Annotated in this window: 18 protein-coding genes; 7 read left to right on the forward strand and 11 right to left on the reverse strand. The window is 67.1% G+C overall.

The features are described 5' to 3' along the window. Positions 1 to 12 precede the first annotated feature (12 nt). Positions 13 to 1,665 carry a ferritin family protein gene (locus FDA38_RS08080; protein ID WP_137253398.1) on the reverse strand — a complete coding sequence of 551 codons (1,653 nt, stop codon included), beginning with the start codon at positions 1,663 to 1,665 and terminating at the stop codon, positions 13 to 15. An 86-nt stretch (positions 1,666 to 1,751) separates the two neighbouring features. After that, positions 1,752 to 2,000 (reverse strand): hypothetical protein, encoded by a 249-nt coding sequence (locus FDA38_RS08085; RefSeq protein WP_137253399.1) that lies wholly within the window; start codon positions 1,998 to 2,000, stop codon positions 1,752 to 1,754. Between the two features lie 125 nt (positions 2,001 to 2,125). Here FDA38_RS08085 and FDA38_RS08090 point away from each other — a divergent pair, with 125 nt between their 5' ends. Beyond that, complete coding sequence (locus FDA38_RS08090) at positions 2,126 to 3,919, forward strand: sigma-54-dependent Fis family transcriptional regulator (RefSeq protein WP_202877589.1); 1,794 nt, start codon at positions 2,126 to 2,128, stop codon at positions 3,917 to 3,919. Here the strand turns inward: FDA38_RS08090 and FDA38_RS08095 are convergent. Continuing rightward, the gene (locus tag FDA38_RS08095; protein WP_137253400.1) at positions 3,916 to 4,482 is read right to left on the reverse strand and encodes a GNAT family N-acetyltransferase; all 567 of its coding nucleotides are present in this window, start codon (positions 4,480 to 4,482) and stop codon (positions 3,916 to 3,918) included. The two genes, FDA38_RS08090 and FDA38_RS08095, sit on opposite strands and share 4 nt — an antisense overlap. After that, positions 4,479 to 4,817 carry a hypothetical protein gene (locus FDA38_RS08100; protein ID WP_137253401.1) on the reverse strand — a complete coding sequence of 113 codons (339 nt, stop codon included), beginning with the start codon at positions 4,815 to 4,817 and terminating at the stop codon, positions 4,479 to 4,481. Before FDA38_RS08100 ends, FDA38_RS08095 begins: the two co-directional genes overlap by 4 nt. A 149-nt stretch (positions 4,818 to 4,966) precedes the next feature. Between FDA38_RS08100 and FDA38_RS08105 the strand changes: the two genes are divergently transcribed. Continuing rightward, the gene (locus FDA38_RS08105) at positions 4,967 to 6,301 is read left to right on the forward strand and encodes an FAD-dependent oxidoreductase (RefSeq protein WP_137253402.1); all 1,335 of its coding nucleotides are present in this window, start codon (positions 4,967 to 4,969) and stop codon (positions 6,299 to 6,301) included. Here the strand turns inward: FDA38_RS08105 and FDA38_RS08110 are convergent. Next, positions 6,279 to 7,082: an ABC transporter substrate-binding protein gene (locus FDA38_RS08110; RefSeq protein ID WP_170989621.1), complete on the reverse strand. Its 804-nt coding sequence runs from the start codon at positions 7,080 to 7,082 to the stop codon at positions 6,279 to 6,281. The genes FDA38_RS08105 and FDA38_RS08110 overlap by 23 nt on opposite strands. 121 nt (positions 7,083 to 7,203) lie before the next feature. On the opposite strand from FDA38_RS08110, the gene FDA38_RS08115 reads away from it, so the two are divergent. After that, on the forward strand, positions 7,204 to 7,791 hold the full coding sequence (locus FDA38_RS08115) for a DUF2278 family protein (RefSeq protein WP_170989622.1): 588 nt from the start codon (positions 7,204 to 7,206) through the stop codon (positions 7,789 to 7,791). On the opposite strand, the gene FDA38_RS08120 is transcribed toward FDA38_RS08115, so the two are convergent. Further along, positions 7,788 to 9,197, reverse strand: coding sequence for an META domain-containing protein (locus tag FDA38_RS08120; RefSeq protein ID WP_137253405.1), 1,410 nt, complete (start codon positions 9,195 to 9,197; stop codon positions 7,788 to 7,790). The genes FDA38_RS08115 and FDA38_RS08120 overlap by 4 nt on opposite strands. Beyond that, entirely contained in the window at positions 9,194 to 10,417 is a 1,224-nt protein-coding gene (locus FDA38_RS08125) for an FAD-dependent monooxygenase (RefSeq protein ID WP_137253406.1), read from the reverse strand. Before FDA38_RS08125 ends, FDA38_RS08120 begins: the two co-directional genes overlap by 4 nt. 78 nt (positions 10,418 to 10,495) lie before the next feature. Between FDA38_RS08125 and trxA the strand changes: the two genes are divergently transcribed. Together trxA and FDA38_RS08135 are read left to right on the forward strand one after the other, a co-directional pair. Next, positions 10,496 to 10,921: a thioredoxin gene (gene trxA / locus FDA38_RS08130; protein ID WP_137253407.1), complete on the forward strand. Its 426-nt coding sequence runs from the start codon at positions 10,496 to 10,498 to the stop codon at positions 10,919 to 10,921. Positions 10,922 to 10,937: 16 nt separating this feature from the next. After that, on the forward strand, positions 10,938 to 11,555 hold the full coding sequence (locus FDA38_RS08135) for a DUF1345 domain-containing protein (RefSeq protein WP_137253408.1): 618 nt from the start codon (positions 10,938 to 10,940) through the stop codon (positions 11,553 to 11,555). Positions 11,556 to 11,558: 3 nt separating this feature from the next. Here FDA38_RS08135 and FDA38_RS08140 read toward each other — a convergent pair whose 3' ends face one another. Beyond that, entirely contained in the window at positions 11,559 to 12,551 is a 993-nt protein-coding gene (locus tag FDA38_RS08140; RefSeq protein ID WP_137253409.1) for an NAD-dependent epimerase/dehydratase family protein, read from the reverse strand. 86 nt (positions 12,552 to 12,637) lie between these two features. Here FDA38_RS08140 and FDA38_RS08145 point away from each other — a divergent pair, with 86 nt between their 5' ends. Then, positions 12,638 to 13,441 (forward strand): aldo/keto reductase, encoded by an 804-nt coding sequence (locus FDA38_RS08145; protein WP_170989623.1) that lies wholly within the window; start codon positions 12,638 to 12,640, stop codon positions 13,439 to 13,441. Between the two features lie 179 nt (positions 13,442 to 13,620). On the opposite strand, the gene FDA38_RS08150 is transcribed toward FDA38_RS08145, so the two are convergent. Further along, entirely contained in the window at positions 13,621 to 14,187 is a 567-nt protein-coding gene (locus FDA38_RS08150) for a TetR/AcrR family transcriptional regulator (RefSeq protein WP_137253411.1), read from the reverse strand. A gap of 98 nt (positions 14,188 to 14,285) precedes the next feature. Between FDA38_RS08150 and FDA38_RS08155 the strand changes: the two genes are divergently transcribed. Next, the gene (locus FDA38_RS08155; protein WP_137253412.1) at positions 14,286 to 14,828 is read left to right on the forward strand and encodes a hypothetical protein; all 543 of its coding nucleotides are present in this window, start codon (positions 14,286 to 14,288) and stop codon (positions 14,826 to 14,828) included. Here the strand turns inward: FDA38_RS08155 and FDA38_RS42925 are convergent. Together FDA38_RS42925 and FDA38_RS42930 are read right to left on the reverse strand one after the other, a co-directional pair. After that, positions 14,808 to 15,110: an IclR family transcriptional regulator domain-containing protein gene (locus tag FDA38_RS42925; RefSeq protein ID WP_325053066.1), complete on the reverse strand. Its 303-nt coding sequence runs from the start codon at positions 15,108 to 15,110 to the stop codon at positions 14,808 to 14,810. The genes FDA38_RS08155 and FDA38_RS42925 overlap by 21 nt on opposite strands. After that, on the reverse strand, positions 15,052 to 15,549 hold the full coding sequence (locus FDA38_RS42930; RefSeq protein ID WP_233714588.1) for an IclR family transcriptional regulator: 498 nt from the start codon (positions 15,547 to 15,549) through the stop codon (positions 15,052 to 15,054). The genes FDA38_RS42925 and FDA38_RS42930 overlap by 59 nt, the downstream gene beginning before the upstream one ends. Positions 15,550 to 15,560: the final 11 nt, after the last annotated feature.

The raw sequence follows: 15,560 nt of genomic DNA on the forward strand, positions 1-15,560 counted from the left end.
TCTCCCATGGGATCAGGCGTCGGCTCGAGCGGGTCGTCCGGCCGGGCCGCCCTTGACGTAGCGCGCCGCGAACGCGGTCCGCTCGTCGTCGGACATCTCGTTCAGCAGTACGTTCGGGCTCGCCAGCGGCGGGCACTTGCGCAGGTGGTCGAGGGTCCACATCTTGTCCGGGTTCAGGTCCAGGTGCGGCTGCGCGACCATCGTCTTGCCGTCGTCGCGGACGAAGCCCATGTCGGACACCACGTCGGCCCAGTTCCAGCCGTGGTACAGCGTCTCCCACTCGCGGTGGCCGATCAGCTTGCCCATGTTCGGCGTCTGCCGGCCCTGGTACGTCGGCCGGAACGCGGTCTCGTCGGTCCACTTGCACATCTCGTGGCAGTACGTCCGCCACTGGCCGTCGACCTTGGCCATCACCATGTCCTCACGGACCAGACACGGCACCATGCACGTCCAGCAGCGGTGCGGGTACTCGTAGTCGACGTCCTCGAAGACGATCGGCTTGTGCCCGTTCGGCGTGGACAGGCGGTTGTAGTTCTCCCACCAGGCGCCGTACTTGTCGTACCAGCCCGGGTACTTGTACTCGAACCACTCGAAGTCCTTGTCCGTCATCGGGTCGATCCGCCAGTAGTTGGCGAGCCAGCCGGTGGCGAAGAACTGGGCGACCTCGTGCACGTAGCCCTTGTTCCAGATCTGGTTCCAGGACTCCTCGATCAGGTCGTGCGGGATCTCGAGTCCGTACTTCTCCAGCGGCACCAGGTAGCTGCGGTAGTAGTCGTCGTAGATCCAGCGGCGCCACATCTCGGCGTACGACTCGCGGTCCTTGCGCCGGTCCTTGGTGCCGTACTCGATGAAGGTGCCGATCGCGGCGTCGACGACGCGGTGGTTGTTCCACCAGGCGTACCGCAGGTCGCGGGCGAGCAGCTGGTGGTTGTCCTCGTCGGCGAGCGCCATCAGCAGCGTCGCGTACCCGTTGCTGATGTGCCGGGACTCGTCGGACTGGACCGAGTGGAACACCGTCGGCAGCAGGTAGTCGCCGTTCGCGGCGGCCTCGGCCGGCATCGCGACGAACAGCGTGTTGGTGAAGGCGGTCTCGGCCACGATCGTCAGGTAGATGCTGGCCGCGGTGATCGCGTCACCGGTGATGAAGCCCTCGGCGAACTGCCGGCCGATGGTGCCGCAGTAGTCGCTCTGGAAGTCGCGCAGGCTTGAGTTGAAGCCGGCTGGGTCGATGTAGTTGTTCATGTACAGGCGCTTGAGGTTCTGCTGGATCGTCGAGTGCCTGACCTCGTCGATCATCTGGATGGCCTGCCCGTTGTGCAGCTCCGGGTTCGGCACGGTCCGGAACAGCAGCGGCATCGCCCGAGCGGCCGAGATCTCCGGCAGCGGGATGATGCTCAGGAACAGCTTCTGCCATTCCAGCCAGCGTTCCTGGACCTGGCGGAACATGTTCCCGCGGATCGCGCCGTCCGAAGCGCCGTACACCCGGTGGTCCTTCTCCTCCTGCATCGGGAAGTACGACCGCAGTACCTGCTTCAGGGGGTCTTTCTTCTGCGCCTTACGGAACGTGTAGTCCGTCCCGTACTGGGAGACCGGCTCGTGGTACGCCGGTTCCCATGACAATTCCTGGATCTTCTGGTGGGCCCTCGCCACGCTTTGGCGACTCATGGCTTTCCTCCCGCTCATGTGGCCGGCTGTGTGCTTGCAGTACATCGCCGCCCGGAGCGGGGTGAGGTCTCAAATTGAGAAGCGGGTCACGACTCGCCGAAGAAGGCCTGGCGGAGCTCGGCGAGCCGCTCTTCCTTCTGCTCGACCAGCCGGTGGTCACCCTGCGGATCGGGCTGGATACCCAAGCACCGCAGCAGTTCGGCGGCCGGTTCGCCGGGGTGACCAGTGGCTCCCAGGACGGGATGCAGACCGGCGTCGGCGAGGTGTTCGAAGACGAGATGTACGACGGTCCACGGGTTGTAGGACTCCTGCTGCGGCGAGACATCGTTGTCCATGAAACCTCCAGTCGTTTGATCTCAATCGCATGCCCGGCAGGCCTCCCTGGGTGTCTCATTCTGAGACGCCACTTGTGTCCGGCTGCACTACTCTCGAAGAGGACGCGACCCCGGTGGGAGGCCCCGTGGACGAAATCGCCCCCTCGATGGAGGACAACCGGCGCGCCGCTACGGCGCGGTTGAACTTCCTCACCCTCGACCCGGTCAAGACGCAGGATGTCCGGCCGCCGATCCTTGCCTCCTGGGTACGGTCGCGGCGCTGGAACCTCCCGGCCGACCGGATCACGCTTCCGTACGTCGCCGACCCCGACCTCGACATCCCGTTGACCCGCAGCGCCGCGCCCGTACTGCGGCAACTGCACCAGAATCTCGACGGTCAGCCGATCAGCGTGATCCTCACCGACCGGACCGGGATGGTGCTGGAGCGCCTGACGGCGGACACCAACCTGGCGCGGTACCTGGACAAGGTTTTCCTGGCGCCGGGGTTCAGCTACGCCGAGGAGTTCGCCGGCACGAACGGCATCGGGACCGCGCTCGAGGGCGGCGGACCGATGCACGTGTTCGGTCACGAGCACTACGCCGAGGATCTCGAGGATCTTGCCTGCGCCGGCGTACCGATCAAGCACCCGGTGAACGGCAAGACGATCGGCGCGATCGACCTGACCTGCTGGCGCAAGGACGCCGGGTCATTGCTGATGGCGCTTGCCAAGACCACGGCGGAGAACATCCGGGCCGCGCTGCTCAAGGACAGCTCGGCGCGGGAGCTCTCGCTGCTGCAGGCGTATCTGCAGAGTTCACGCCGGCTCGGTGACATGGTGATCGCAGTCGACGACGATCTGCTGCTGATGAACGCGAAGGCAGGTCAGTCGCTCGACGCGTCGGACCAGCGCGCCGTACTCGGGTATGCAGCCGAGATGCTGGCCCGCGGTACGACCGAGGCCATTGTGGCCGAGCTGCCGACCGGTTCGTGGGTACGGATCATGTGCCGCCCGGTCGCGTCCGGTGGCGGTGGGATCATCCAGATCAGCCCGCATTCGTCGGGTGTCGGCATTCGTACGCCGGCCACCGGGCATCGTCCGCCGCCGCGTCCGGTCCTTCCCGGGCTCGTCGGGCGGAGTGCGCCGTGGCTCGGCAGCAGCCGCGAGGTGGACAACGCGTGCCGGGCCGGCCAATGGGTCGTGCTGACCGGCGAGCGGGGGACCGGCAAGGTCACCCTGGCGCGGGCCGCGCACCATCAGAACAACCCGGCCGGTTTGTTCCACGTTGTCGACGTTGCGCGGGTGGGTGGCGGGTTCGCGGCAGAGCTGGAGTCCGAGCTGTCCGACGATTCGGTGCAGGCGCTGGTGATCCGGCACGTCGAGCGCCTGGACGCGAGCGGCGTGGATGCGACGATCGCGGCGCTGTACGACGTACTCGAACGCCGACCGGCCGATCCGCCGTGGATCGCGCTGACCCTCACCTCGGACGAGTCGGACGCGCCTGATCTGGGGGAGCTGCTGTCGCTCTTCCCGCTGACCGTCGAGGTGCCACCGCTGCGGCACCACATCGAGGACGTCCGCGAACTCGTCCCGTACTTCCTCAACCAGTTGAGCCACGGCGAGCTGACCTGCGGCCCCGACGCCATGCAGCAACTGATGCGCTCAGCCTGGCCCGGCAACACCGCCGAACTGTGCCAGATGCTCAAACAGGTCGTCGTACGCCGTCGTCGTACCGGCGTGATCACCCCCGCGGACCTCCCGGGCCGCGCCCAAGCCATCAGCCGTCGCAGCCTCAGCCAGCTGGAAGCGCTCGAACGCGACGCGATCATCCGCAGCCTGCTCGCCAACGACGGCCACAAGGGCCACGCCGCGAAATCGCTCGGCATGTCCCGAGCGACCATCTACCGCAAGATCCACGACTACGGAATCCAGCCGCCCTAAACCGTCCGGGTGACGACCCACCGGTGCGGCGAAATAGGACGGGTCCTGGTGAACCCGTGATTCTCGAACGCCGCCATCGGCCCCGTATGCAGAAACGACCCCGACACCTTCCGGTCGTCGGTCTCCTCCGGATACCCCTCGACGACGCCACCTCCGAGCTGCCCAATCTGCACCAAAGCCCCACCGAGCGCCACATCCGCAACCCCGCGCCCCCGCAGCCCTTTCCCGGTGAAGAAACAGGTAACCCGCCAGTCCGGCAGCTCAGTCAGCCCCTTCTCATAAAGCCGCCGACTCTTAACCTCCGGCAACTCCTCCGGCGACCCGAACTGACACCACCCCAAACACTTCTCCCCGTCGAACACCAGCGCCGCATGCGTATCCCCACTCCGCACCCGCGCTTCCTTCTCCTCCCGATTCTGCTGAGGAGTCCGCCCCTTCCCGAGCTTCACATGAAACCCCACACACCAACACCCACCCCAAACCCCGTTGTTCGCCTCAACCAACTCCGCAAACGCAGGCCACGTCTCCACATCCAAGGCCCGTACCTCGAACTCCACACTCATACGCGGCGGGAGTGTTTCTTGGAGCGGTGGAGTTGCCAGGTGGGGAGGAGGAGTAGTTCGTCCTGGTTGGAGCGGTCGTCGGGGTTGCTGCGGAGGTAGCGGGTGAGGCCGTCGGAGTTGACTCGGACCCGGGGGCCGCGGGTGCCGTCGGAGCGGCGGACGAAGGCGCGGCCGGCGCCTCGGTCGAGCCACTGGACGAAGTCGGCCAGTGAGGACTCTTCCGGGTCGAGGCTGCCGGGGTCCCAGCGCACGGCAGCGATGTGCTTGAGGTCGGGGTCGCCATTCAGTCCGACCGCGGTCACGTACAGGGTCGTGTAACTCGCCAAGCTGGCCATCGAACGGTTCCTTCGGCGTACGCGGAGAAGTCAGGGTTTCTCCACCTCGGAGGCTAGCCGTCGGTCATCGCCTTGTGAAGTGAGTCTCAAAGGATGTCAAAATCCGTCATTTTGACTAGGTTAGGCTTACCTAACTTATGGAGTGAATCGTGACGGACCCTCGGGTCGCCGTGGTCGGTGCCGGCCCGGCTGGAATCTATGCCGCTGACATTCTCGCCCAGGAACATCCCCGGGTGCTGGTCGATCTCATCGAGCGGTTACCGGCGCCGTTCGGCCTGGTGCGGTACGGCGTGGCGCCGGACCATCCCCGGATCAAGGAGATCATCAAGGCGCTGCACCGGGTGGTGAACCGCGACCGGATCCGGTTCGTCGGAAACGTTGCGTACGGCACCGATCTGAAGCTCGACGACCTGCGCAGGCACTACGACGCGGTCATCTTCGCGACCGGCGCGATGGCGGATCGGTCCCTCGACATTCCGGGGATCGACCTCCCGGGCAGCCACGGCGCCGCGGACTTCGTCAGCTGGTACGCCGGGCATCCCGACGTACCGCGGGATTGGCCGCTGGACGCGCGTGAGGTCGCGGTCGTCGGCGCGGGGAACGTCGCGCTCGACATCGCCCGGATGCTGGCGAAGCCGGCCGACGAGCAGTTGAGCACCGAGATCGCGGACAACGTGTACCAGGGTCTGAAGCTCAACCAGGCGACCGACGTACACGTCTTCGCACGCCGCGGGCCGGCGCAGATCAAATTCACGCCGATGGAATTGCGCGAGTTGTCGCACTCACCGTCGGTCGATGTGATCGTGCATCCCGAAGGCTTCGAGATCGACGACGCGAGCCAGGCCGCGATCAGCTCCAGCAAGAGCACCCGGCTCGTCGTCGACACGCTGCTGAAGCACCTCGACGCCGAGCCGACGGGCGCGCCGCACCGGATCCACATCCACCTGTGCCAGGCGCCGATCGAGGTCCTCGGCACGGACAGGGTCGAAGGGCTACGCACCGAGCGGATGCAGCTACAGGGCGACGGCACCGTGAAGGGAACCGGCGAGTACGTCGACACTCCCGTGCAGGCCGTGTACCGCGCGGTCGGGTACCTCTCCTCGCATCTGCCGGAGCTCCCGTTCGATCACCAGGCCGGCGTCATCACCAACGACCGCGGCCGCATCCTCGACCTCGACGGCGTACCGCTGCCGGGGATGTACGTGACCGGCTGGATCAAGCGCGGCCCGGTCGGACTGATCGGCCACACGAAGTCGGATGCCGCGGAGACGATCGCCAGTCTGTTGCAAGATCTCGACCAGTTGCCGCGCCCGGAGATCAGCGACCCGGAGGCGATTCTCGAGCATCTCGCCGGGCCGATCGTCGACCGCGACGGCTGGGCCCGGCTCGATGCTCACGAGATCGCGCTGGGTCAGGCGCAGGGTCGCGAACGTGTGAAGGTCGTGCCCCGGGACGAGATGCTCAACGCTGCGCGAGGCCGTTGACGAAGGAGTCGGCCGCCGCGTAGGTCAGCGGCGGCTCCGGGTTCCACGGCAGCACGTTGCCTGCTTGTACGCCGGGGACCTCGGACCATCCCGGGATCGTGGCCAGGCGATCGGCGCCGAGCGAGTTGGGGCGCTCGTCGTACAGCACGAGATCGGCGGGGTGCTTGGCGGCGAGCTCGTCCCACTTGACGACCTCCCAGCCGCCCGCGGTGGTGGTCGGGGTGAAGTGCACGCCGGCGTCGGCGAGCATCCGAAGGCTCGGCCAGTACGCCGGGTTCGCGACGTACGCGTCGGTGTCGGTGCCGCCGGACAGCGCGACGACCCGCACCGAAGGATCGGTCGGCGCCGAGGCCAGGTCCGTCGCAGGATCCTGTACGTCGGCTCCGAGCGCCGTCGCCAACGCGTGGAAGCGCTCGATGACCGACTCGAGCGTCCGATCCCCGGCGATACCGATCGCGAGGATCGGCGCGACCTCGGCCACCCTGTCGGCAACCGCTGCCGAGAGGCCGTACACCTCGCCGCCGTAAGTGACGGTCACGACGAGATCGGGATCCAGCGACTTGACCAGGTCCTCGTCGACGTCGTCACCCGAGCCGACCAACGGCAGGTCCAACCCGACCGAAGCACCACTGTCCGCGTGATGCTGCGACCCGAAGTACCCAACCACCGGCACACCGAGACTCGCCAGCGTCTGCGCCGCCTGCGCGTACGCCAGCACCCTGGTCGGCCGACTCTCCGTCTCGATGTGCTGCTCCCGATCGTCGTCGAACGACCAAGCCATCCGTGCACCATCCCTCTCCTCGAGCCGATCCGCAGTCCCCATCATCGCCGCAAGACCACTCCCAGAAACGTCGGTCTCACGACCTGTGACAGATCGGCGTACGATCCGGGCAGGGGAAACGATGCCGCTCACAAGCTATGGGGTTCTGGCCGGTCGGTTGGTGCGGTTTGCGCGGGAGGATCCGGATGACTTCGGGTCCTGGTACCACGGGAAGATGTACGTCGCGGCGCCGGCGGGTGAGTATGAGGGCGCGGTGGACGTGTCGACGCCTAGCGGCATACCGGTGGAGTACCGCGAGGTGCGGTATCTCGACGCGGATCTGTTCGCAGCGACGGCCGCGCTGGCCGACGGCTGGCACCTGCTGGAGAAGACACCGAGCTCGGGCGCGTTGGACTACATCCGCTCTCAGCTGCTGACCTCGCCGTCCCTCTGGATGGAGAGCACGGCGGACAACGCGTTGGACCTCCTCGAGCAACTGCTCACCTACTCGCGCCGCGTCTACGTCTTCGGAGCGCCGTACGACGAGGGTCTCGGCGTACACGACATCCACTACAACCAAGGCGACCCACCGGGCGAGTTCCAGCACCTCGACGGTATCTGGCAAGACGGCGGCACCATCATCGAACGCCCCGACGGCGAACTGGTCGCCTTCCTGACCAAGTTCAAACCCCAGGTGCTACTGACCGACGACGACGGGCTGCCGCTCTAATCCGCTGTGAGATCAAGGCCGACGCCGGCGGGGTTGATCAGGGTCAGTGCCTTGAAGTCGATGGTGTAGGTGGCCCTGGTTGCGAGGGTGGTGAGGATTGCGGCCTCGACGTCGGCTGTTTCGCCTGGGCAGGTGTGGTTGGTGGTGGTGACGTCGGTGAAGATCAGTTCGGTGTTGGTGCGGGTGACTGTGCCGGAGAGTTCGTTGCAACCGGTCCAGCCGGTCAGGCGGCCGCCGTCGAAGGAGATCCAGGCTGGGTCGGCCTGATAGCGGTGATAGCGCAGGTCGGCGTTGGTGATGGTGGTGACGACGTTCCATCTGGTGCCGTCGAGCGGGAAGTCGGGTTCGGCGAGCTTCTTGTCGAGCAGGGTGATCGTCGTACCGTCTGACGTGAGCGTGAGTTGGTCGCCGTCCACGTGCCAGCTGGGTCGGCTCGTGAGGAACGTCTTCAGCCATTCCTCCTGAGCCTGGAGTGCCGGTTCGCAGCGCATCTGGGTGCCGCCGACACCCTGGAGCCACAGCTTCCCGTCGGTCAGCAGTTCGCCGGCAGCGGCGGCTGTGCCCAGCTGGTTGCAACCGGAGTGCGCTCGTACGGCGTCCCACACCCGCGGCTCGCCCTCGTTCTTGTTGGGCGATCGGTAGAACTCCAGCCGGATGCGTGTCCCCGGCACCAACTGCCTGCCGGTCACTTCGGTCGACAGATACGTATGGCCCAGCGGCGTACTCGTCGACGGATCGAGCCGGCCGATCTCGGACTTGAACTCCCGCAACCGATGAAGGAGTCCGCCCGCCAGCTGGTCCTGGATGCCGGACCGATGCAGGGTCAGCTGCCCATCGGAGTCCACCCGAATCTTCGTGCTGGCCCCGAACGACGCGGCCGGCTTCCGGAGGTGGTCGGCGTCGATGACGCGGGTGTCGGCCGGGAACTGGGCGCGGGCTTCGGCGGCGGAGGTGGCCGGCGCCTCGCCGGTCCGGTTGGCGCTGCTTCCGTACAGGTAGGGAAAGGTCATCCACAGCGATGCCAGCGGACCCCAGTACCCGTCGAAGAACACCACCCAGCCGTCGTGGATGGCCGGTGCCAGCCACTCCGGCATCGCCGGGTCCGACCGGATCGGCGCCAGGACGGTGATTCGCTCGGCGAGAGCGAAATTGACCGCAGCGAGGGCGTTGGTCGGCAGGTCGAGGAACCGGAAGAGCTGATCATGCGCGGCCTGCGAGTGGACCGAGACTCCGACTGGCTGGTCGGCGGGACGGCCCTTCAGCAGATTCAGCGCGCGGGCGTCACGCGCGACCACGCCGTACGTCATCGGGCTCGGGTTCGTCACGACGACGGCTCCACCGTCTCGCAGTACCTCGATCGCGCGCAGCTGAGCACGGTTGAACTCGGGCAGATCCGCCTCGCTCATCCTCCAAGTATCGTCCGAGCGACCGGCGGATAGTTGTCGACAGTCATCGAGTTGTAGACGCGGGCGCTCTTGGTGGTGAGGCGGAGGAGGGCGCGGCTCGGGCCGGCCGGGAGGGCGGAGATGAGGCGGGCGCCGTACGCGAGGCCGGCCATGCCCAGGCGGGACTTGGGGATGAGGGTCTTGGCGGCGCTCAGCGCGACGGCTCGGCTGCCGCGGATGTGGTCGGTCATGGCGTGTTCGTACGCCGGAAACGCGCGCTCGTGGTCGCCGTCGAACCGGGCGAGTTCGCCGGCCAGGACGTAGGCGCCGACGACGGCGAGGGTGGTGCTGCCGCCGACGGCCGGGCCGGGGCAGTAGCCGGCGTCGCCGACGAGCGTGACCCGGTCGCGGGACCAGGTGTCCATGCGGAGCTGGGTGATCGAGTCGAAGTAGAAGGCCGACGTACGGTCCAGCTCGCTCAGCCAGCCGTCGACCTCGGGGTCCATCCCGTCGAACGCCGCACGCAGCAGCTCCTTCTGACGGGGTACGTCGCGGTGGTGGTAGTCGAGCTCCCGCTCGCTCCGGAACAGGAACAACGCCCGCGCGTCGTCGATGTGCCGCGCGCCGTAGATCCCCGCAGTACGGCCGACTCCGGTGTGGATCACCATGTCGCCGTCGAGCCCGGCGGAATTTGGGAGCGTCAGTACGCCGAGGTACGCCCCGATGAAGGCGCTGTACTGCGACTCGTCACCGAAGACGATGCGCCGCACGTTGGAGTGCAGCCCGTCCGCGCCGATGACCAGATCGAAGCGACGCCGTACGGCGTTCTCGAACTCGACCTCGCCGTCGGGCGAGATCGCGGTGATCGAGTCGTCGAAGATGTACTCGACGTCGTCGCGGGCGGCGTCGTAGTAGATCTCGCTGAGATCGTCGCGCAGGACCTCGAGGTGGCGATCGGACGCGCCGCCGAAGACCTTGGACAGGTCCACCCGGACGGGACGCCGTACGCCGGTTCGGTAGAGCGTCATCCGGTCGGTGCCGGTGGCCCGCTCCTCGATGCGGGGGAGTACGCCCATCTGCTCCGAGATGTCCACCGCCGGCCGGAACAGATCGACGGCATGGCCGCCGGTCTTGCGCAGTACTGGTGCGCGCTCGACGACGGTGACGTCGAAGCCGTACTTGGTCAGCCAGTACGCCAGTACCGGACCGGCGACACTGGCGCCGGAGATCAGAATCCGCATGAGTATGCCTCCCTCGGGGTCACCCGTTGATCGGAGCCGAGCGCCCACTTTCGACATGCCGAGGGGTGAGAATGCGGTATGAGCGAAATCATCGCGTGCCCACACTGCGGGAAGAAGAATCGCGTTCAGGCGACCGCTGACGGCAAACCGGTCTGCGGCAACTGCGGCAAGCCGCTGCCGTGGATGGTCCACGCCGGCGACAAGGACTTCGCCGAGGTGGTCGAGATGTCCCGGATCCCGGTCCTGGTCGACGTCTGGGCGCCCTGGTGCGGGCCATGCCGGATGGTCAGCCCGGTCCTCGAACAACTCGCCACCGAGAAGGCCGGTCAGGTCAAGCTGGTGAAGATCAACGCCGACGAGGCGCCCGACGTGTCGCGGCACTTCGACATCCGGTCGATCCCTACCCTGATGGTGTTCCGCGGGGGCAAACCGACGGCCACCCACATCGGCGCGGCACCGGCCGCCGTACTCCGTCCCTGGCTGGAAGATGCTCTGAGCAACTGATCACCGGAGGGCCTCGATGACTGCGAATGCGCGGCAGTTCGTGTCCGTGCTGACTGGCTGCGTCATCGGGGCGATCGTCGCGGTCATCTGGGGTGTACCGCTCGGCATCCTCGCCGCGATCGCGGTGATCGGCGCGGCGTTCGTCGTCAGCACGGTCATCGTGTTGTGGCCGATGGACCCCGACGCGACCCGCCGGCACGTCGGCCGCGAGGATTTCCGGCCCTCCGTCGACGAGCTGTTCGTGGTGGCGCTGGCCGGCGGCGCTGTCATCGTCATCGCGCTGATCCTGATTCTCGGCAGGTCACAGGGCCAGAACGTCGCCGCCGCGATCGGTCTGGCCGGAGTCTTCATGAACTGGGCCGTCCTGCACATGATGTACGCCGCCCGCTACGCGCACCTCTACTACCGTGACCCGGTCGGCGGGATCGACTTCAACAGCGACGAGAGCCCGGCGTACCGCGACTTCTTCTACTTCAGCTACAACCTCGGCATGACCTACCAGGTCTCCGACACGAGCGTGTCCAGCTCGGCCATCCGCTCCGTCGTACTGCGTCACTGCCTGCTCTCGTACATCTTCGGAACCGTCATCCTCGCCGCAACCATCAACCTCGTCGCCGGCATCGTCACCAACTGACGGTCAGCGATCGAGTTTGTACTGCGCGATCAAGGCGTTCATCGCCTCGTCGATGGCCGGGTCGGTCCGCTGACGGGTCGGGTCTTCGTCGTACCAGGCGATGATCTCGCGGGCGCCGACCTCGAACGGGATCGTGGCGACGAAGTCCGGGACGACCTGGCGGAGCTTGGTGTTGTCGAAGACGGCCGAGTGGGTCTTGTCGCCGAGCAGGGCGTCACCCCAGTTGGGGTGTACGGCGGCGATCGCGTCGGACGGGACGTGGACGATCTGCGCCGTCGTACCGGCCGCGGCCGCGAGCGTGTGCGCGATCTGGTCCCAGGTCAGGACGTCGTCGGACGTGATCTGGAAGGTGTCGCCGAGCGTGCGCGGGTGGCCGAGCAGCGGGACCAGTCCGCGGGCGAAGTCGCGGTGGTGGGTCAACGTCCACAGCGAGCTCCCGTCACCGTGTACGACGACAGGCTCGCCGCGGCGCATCCGGTCGACGATCGTCCAGCCGCCGTCGAACGGGACCAGCGTGCGGTCGTACGTGTGCGAGGGCCGCACGACCGTGACCGGGAAGTTCTCGTCGCGGTACAGCGTGGTGAGCAGGTCCTCGCAGGCGATCTTGTTCCGCGAGTACTGCCAGTGCGGGTTCCGCAACGGCGTCGACTCGGTGATCGGCAGCCGGGCCGGGGGAGTCTGGTACGCCGAGGCCGAGCTGATGAACACGTACTGAGCGACGTGTCCGCGCAGCGCGTCGGTCCGGGCCCGCACCTGCTCCGGCGTGAACGCCAGCCAGTCGACCACGACGTCGAAGTCCTGCCCCGCAACCTCGGCGAACGCCGCAGTGTCCTCGATGTCAGCTTGGATCTGCCGCACTTCCACCGGCAGCGGCCGGCTCGCGGTCTTGCCCCGGTTCACGACCGTCAGGTCGAGCCCCACCTCGACGGCACGCGACGAGCACGCCGAGCTGATGATCCCGGTCCCACCCAGAAACAGAACTCGCAAGTCAGTCACTCGCCCGAGTCTTCCAGACCGACCCACCCACCGCAGCGTTGTCCACATGCCGACGGTCAGACTGTCCAGCACACACAGGAGGAATGATGCTGGAGCTTGCCGGCCGGGTTGCCCTTGGTCTCGCCGGATTCTCGATGACGCCGCGGGACCGAACCGCCGACCTCGCAACGATTCGCGCCGCCGGTGCCACGATCCTCGACACCGCGCGCGCCTACGCCCAGGTAGACAATCCGCTGTACGGCGAAGAGCTTGCCGCCGAGGCCGTCGACGGTACGAGCGTGATCGTCGGCACGAAGGGCGGCCACTCCCGGATCAACGCCGACACCTGGGACGCGGACATCAGCGCAGCCCGGATCCGGGCCGACGTCGAGTCGAGCCTGCGGGTCTTCGGGCGCGAGCAACTCGATCTCTACTACCTCCACCGGGTCGACCTCGCCGACCAACCCGTGGAGGAGGGCGTCGCCGCGCTGACGTCCCTCCGTGACGAGGGCAAGCTGGCGCGGATCGGCCTGTCGAATGTCACGGTCGCCGAGCTCGATCGCGCAACAGCGGTCGCGCGCGTCGACGCCGTACAGAATCGTCACACCGCCATGGGCCGCGAGGCTGACGATGTCGTCGCCTGGTGCGAGGCCAACGAGGTCCCGTTCTTCGCGTACTCACCCCTGCGCTCGGCGATCCCGGCGCCCCACCTGGCAGCCATCGCCGCCAACCGTGGAGTGTCGCTGCAACGTCTGCAACTGAGCGCTCTGCTGCACTCGTCGCCGGTCGTCTCCGTGATCTCCGGAGCCACCCGTCCGCAGACGGCCCTCGACTCCATCGCGGCCGAGCGCGAGCCGTGGAGTGCCGAGCTCCAGACGGCCTACGAAGCGGATCTAGAGACGGTCCAGTAGTTCGTCATCGGCCTTGACCGGATCGGAGCCGCGAGGGGCCGGTCGGCGGACGAGCGCCAGGAGCGCACGCAGGCGTCGGACCAGATCCGCGTCATACGGATCTGGTCCGGACTGCCGGTACCCACAGCGTCGCATCCCCAACTCCTCCCAAGGGGATATCGAGACCGGCGGACGTGTTGTTACAGCGCCTCGCGACTGCGGTACGTCAGGAGGCCTTCGATCCCGCGCAGGAACGTCTCGCAGATCGGCTTCGGATCCGACAGGCAGCCGGCGGTCATCGCTCCGTCGCGGAGCATGACGAAGTGCCGGGCGGCGGGCTCCGCGTCGATCTTCCCGATGCCGGAGAACAGTTCGGTCATCGTCTCCAGGAACCATTCCCGGTGCTTGACGACCGCCTGGTGGACCGGATGCGCCGGGTCCGGATACTCGGCCGCCGCATTGAGGAACGCGCACCCGCGGAAGCCGGCGCTCTGGATGTCGTCCGTGATCGACCGGCCGACGGTTCGAATCACGTCATCGGCGGTCGAGTCGTCAGCCCGTGCGGCCTGCACCCGCGCGCGGATCGCCTCGTCGGCCTGGGTCAGGTACGCGACGATCAGGTCGTCCTTGCTGGGGAAGTGCTTGTAGAGCGTGGCGCGCGTCACCTGCGCCTCCCCGATGACGCGGTCGACGCCCACGGCGTGAATGCCCTCGGCGTAGAAGAGCCCGGTGGCCTTGCTGAGCAGTCGCGCCCGTGCTTCCGACATGCCCCGAGGTTAGCAGATAGAACGGTCGGTCTTGACAACGACGGCCAACAGAGGGAGGGTCGGGGTAGACCGATCGTTCTATCTACGGAGTCAACGAAATGCCGAAGACCCTGCGAACCCTCTACCACGCCCGCTTCGGTTTCGCCGTCGTCTGGGCGATCCTGACGATCGCGCTCGCCAAGACCCTCAGTCCCGGAGTCACCGCGCTCCTCGTCGTCTACCCGCTCTTCGACCTCGCCGCGGCCGTCATCGACTTCCGCTCCTCGGGCACCACCCGCGCGAAGGCGCCGCTCTACGCCAACATGGGCCTCAGCCTGCTTGCTGCCGTCGGCCTGGCGATCGCGGGCAGTATTCCGAGCGTGCTGCGGGTCTGGGGCGCCTGGGCGATCACCGCGGGTATCGTCCAGCTGATCGTCGCGATCCTCCGCTACCGCATCGGCGGTCAATGGCCGATGATCCTCAGCGGCGGCATCTCGGTCCTCGCCGGCAGCAGCTTCATCCTGATGGCAGGCCGCCCGGACCCGTCCCTCACCACCGTCGGCGGCTACGCCATCCTCGGCGGCATCTTCTTCCTCAGCTCCGCACTCCGGATGCGCCAGCTCGCAGCCAAGAGGTCAGGTTCAGCCCAGTACGCCCAGTAGTTCTTCGGAGATCGAGCGAGCCTCTGCGAGCAGCAGCGGGACGGCCTGCTTGCCGAGCTCCTGCGTCATGCGGAAGCCGGGGCCGGAGACCGAGATCGCCATCGAGATCGGTACGTCGGGGATCGCGACGGCGTAGCAGACGACGCCTGGTTCCTGTTCGCCGTTGTCGGTGGCAAAGCCGGTACGGCGGATCCGGCCGAGTTCCTTGCGGAGCTTGGTCAGATCAGTGATGCTGCGGTCGGTCGCGGCCGGCGATCCGCGCCATCTGCTCGTCGGGCAGATCGGCCAGGATCGCCTTCCCGACGCCGGTCAGGTGGGTGTACGCGCGATGCCCGACCTCGGTGAACATCCGCATCGCATGCCTCGACGGTGACTGGGCGATGTAGACGACCATGTGCCCTTCGAGTACGGCGAGATTCGCCGACTCGCCGATCTCCCGGGCGAGCGTGTCCAGGTGCGGCGCCACGATCGGGGCCAGCTGCGAGTCGACCCGGCCGGCCAGCCTCGTCAGCTTCATCCCGAGTCCGTAGCGGCGGTCCGGCAACTGGCGCACGTACCCGAGCGAGACCAGCGTCTTCAGGAACCGGTGCGTCGTCGGCGTCGGTACGTCGATCGCCGCCGAGAGCTCGGTCAGGGTCGAATCGCCGTTGTCGGCCAGTAGCTCGAGAAGGTGGAACGCCCGTTCGACGGATTGGACACTCCCGGACACCTTGTTCTCCACCGCGCCAGCAT

The sequence above is a fragment of the Kribbella jiaozuonensis genome, from assembly GCF_005233875.1.
Lineage (GTDB): Bacteria > Actinomycetota > Actinomycetes > Propionibacteriales > Kribbellaceae > Kribbella > Kribbella jiaozuonensis.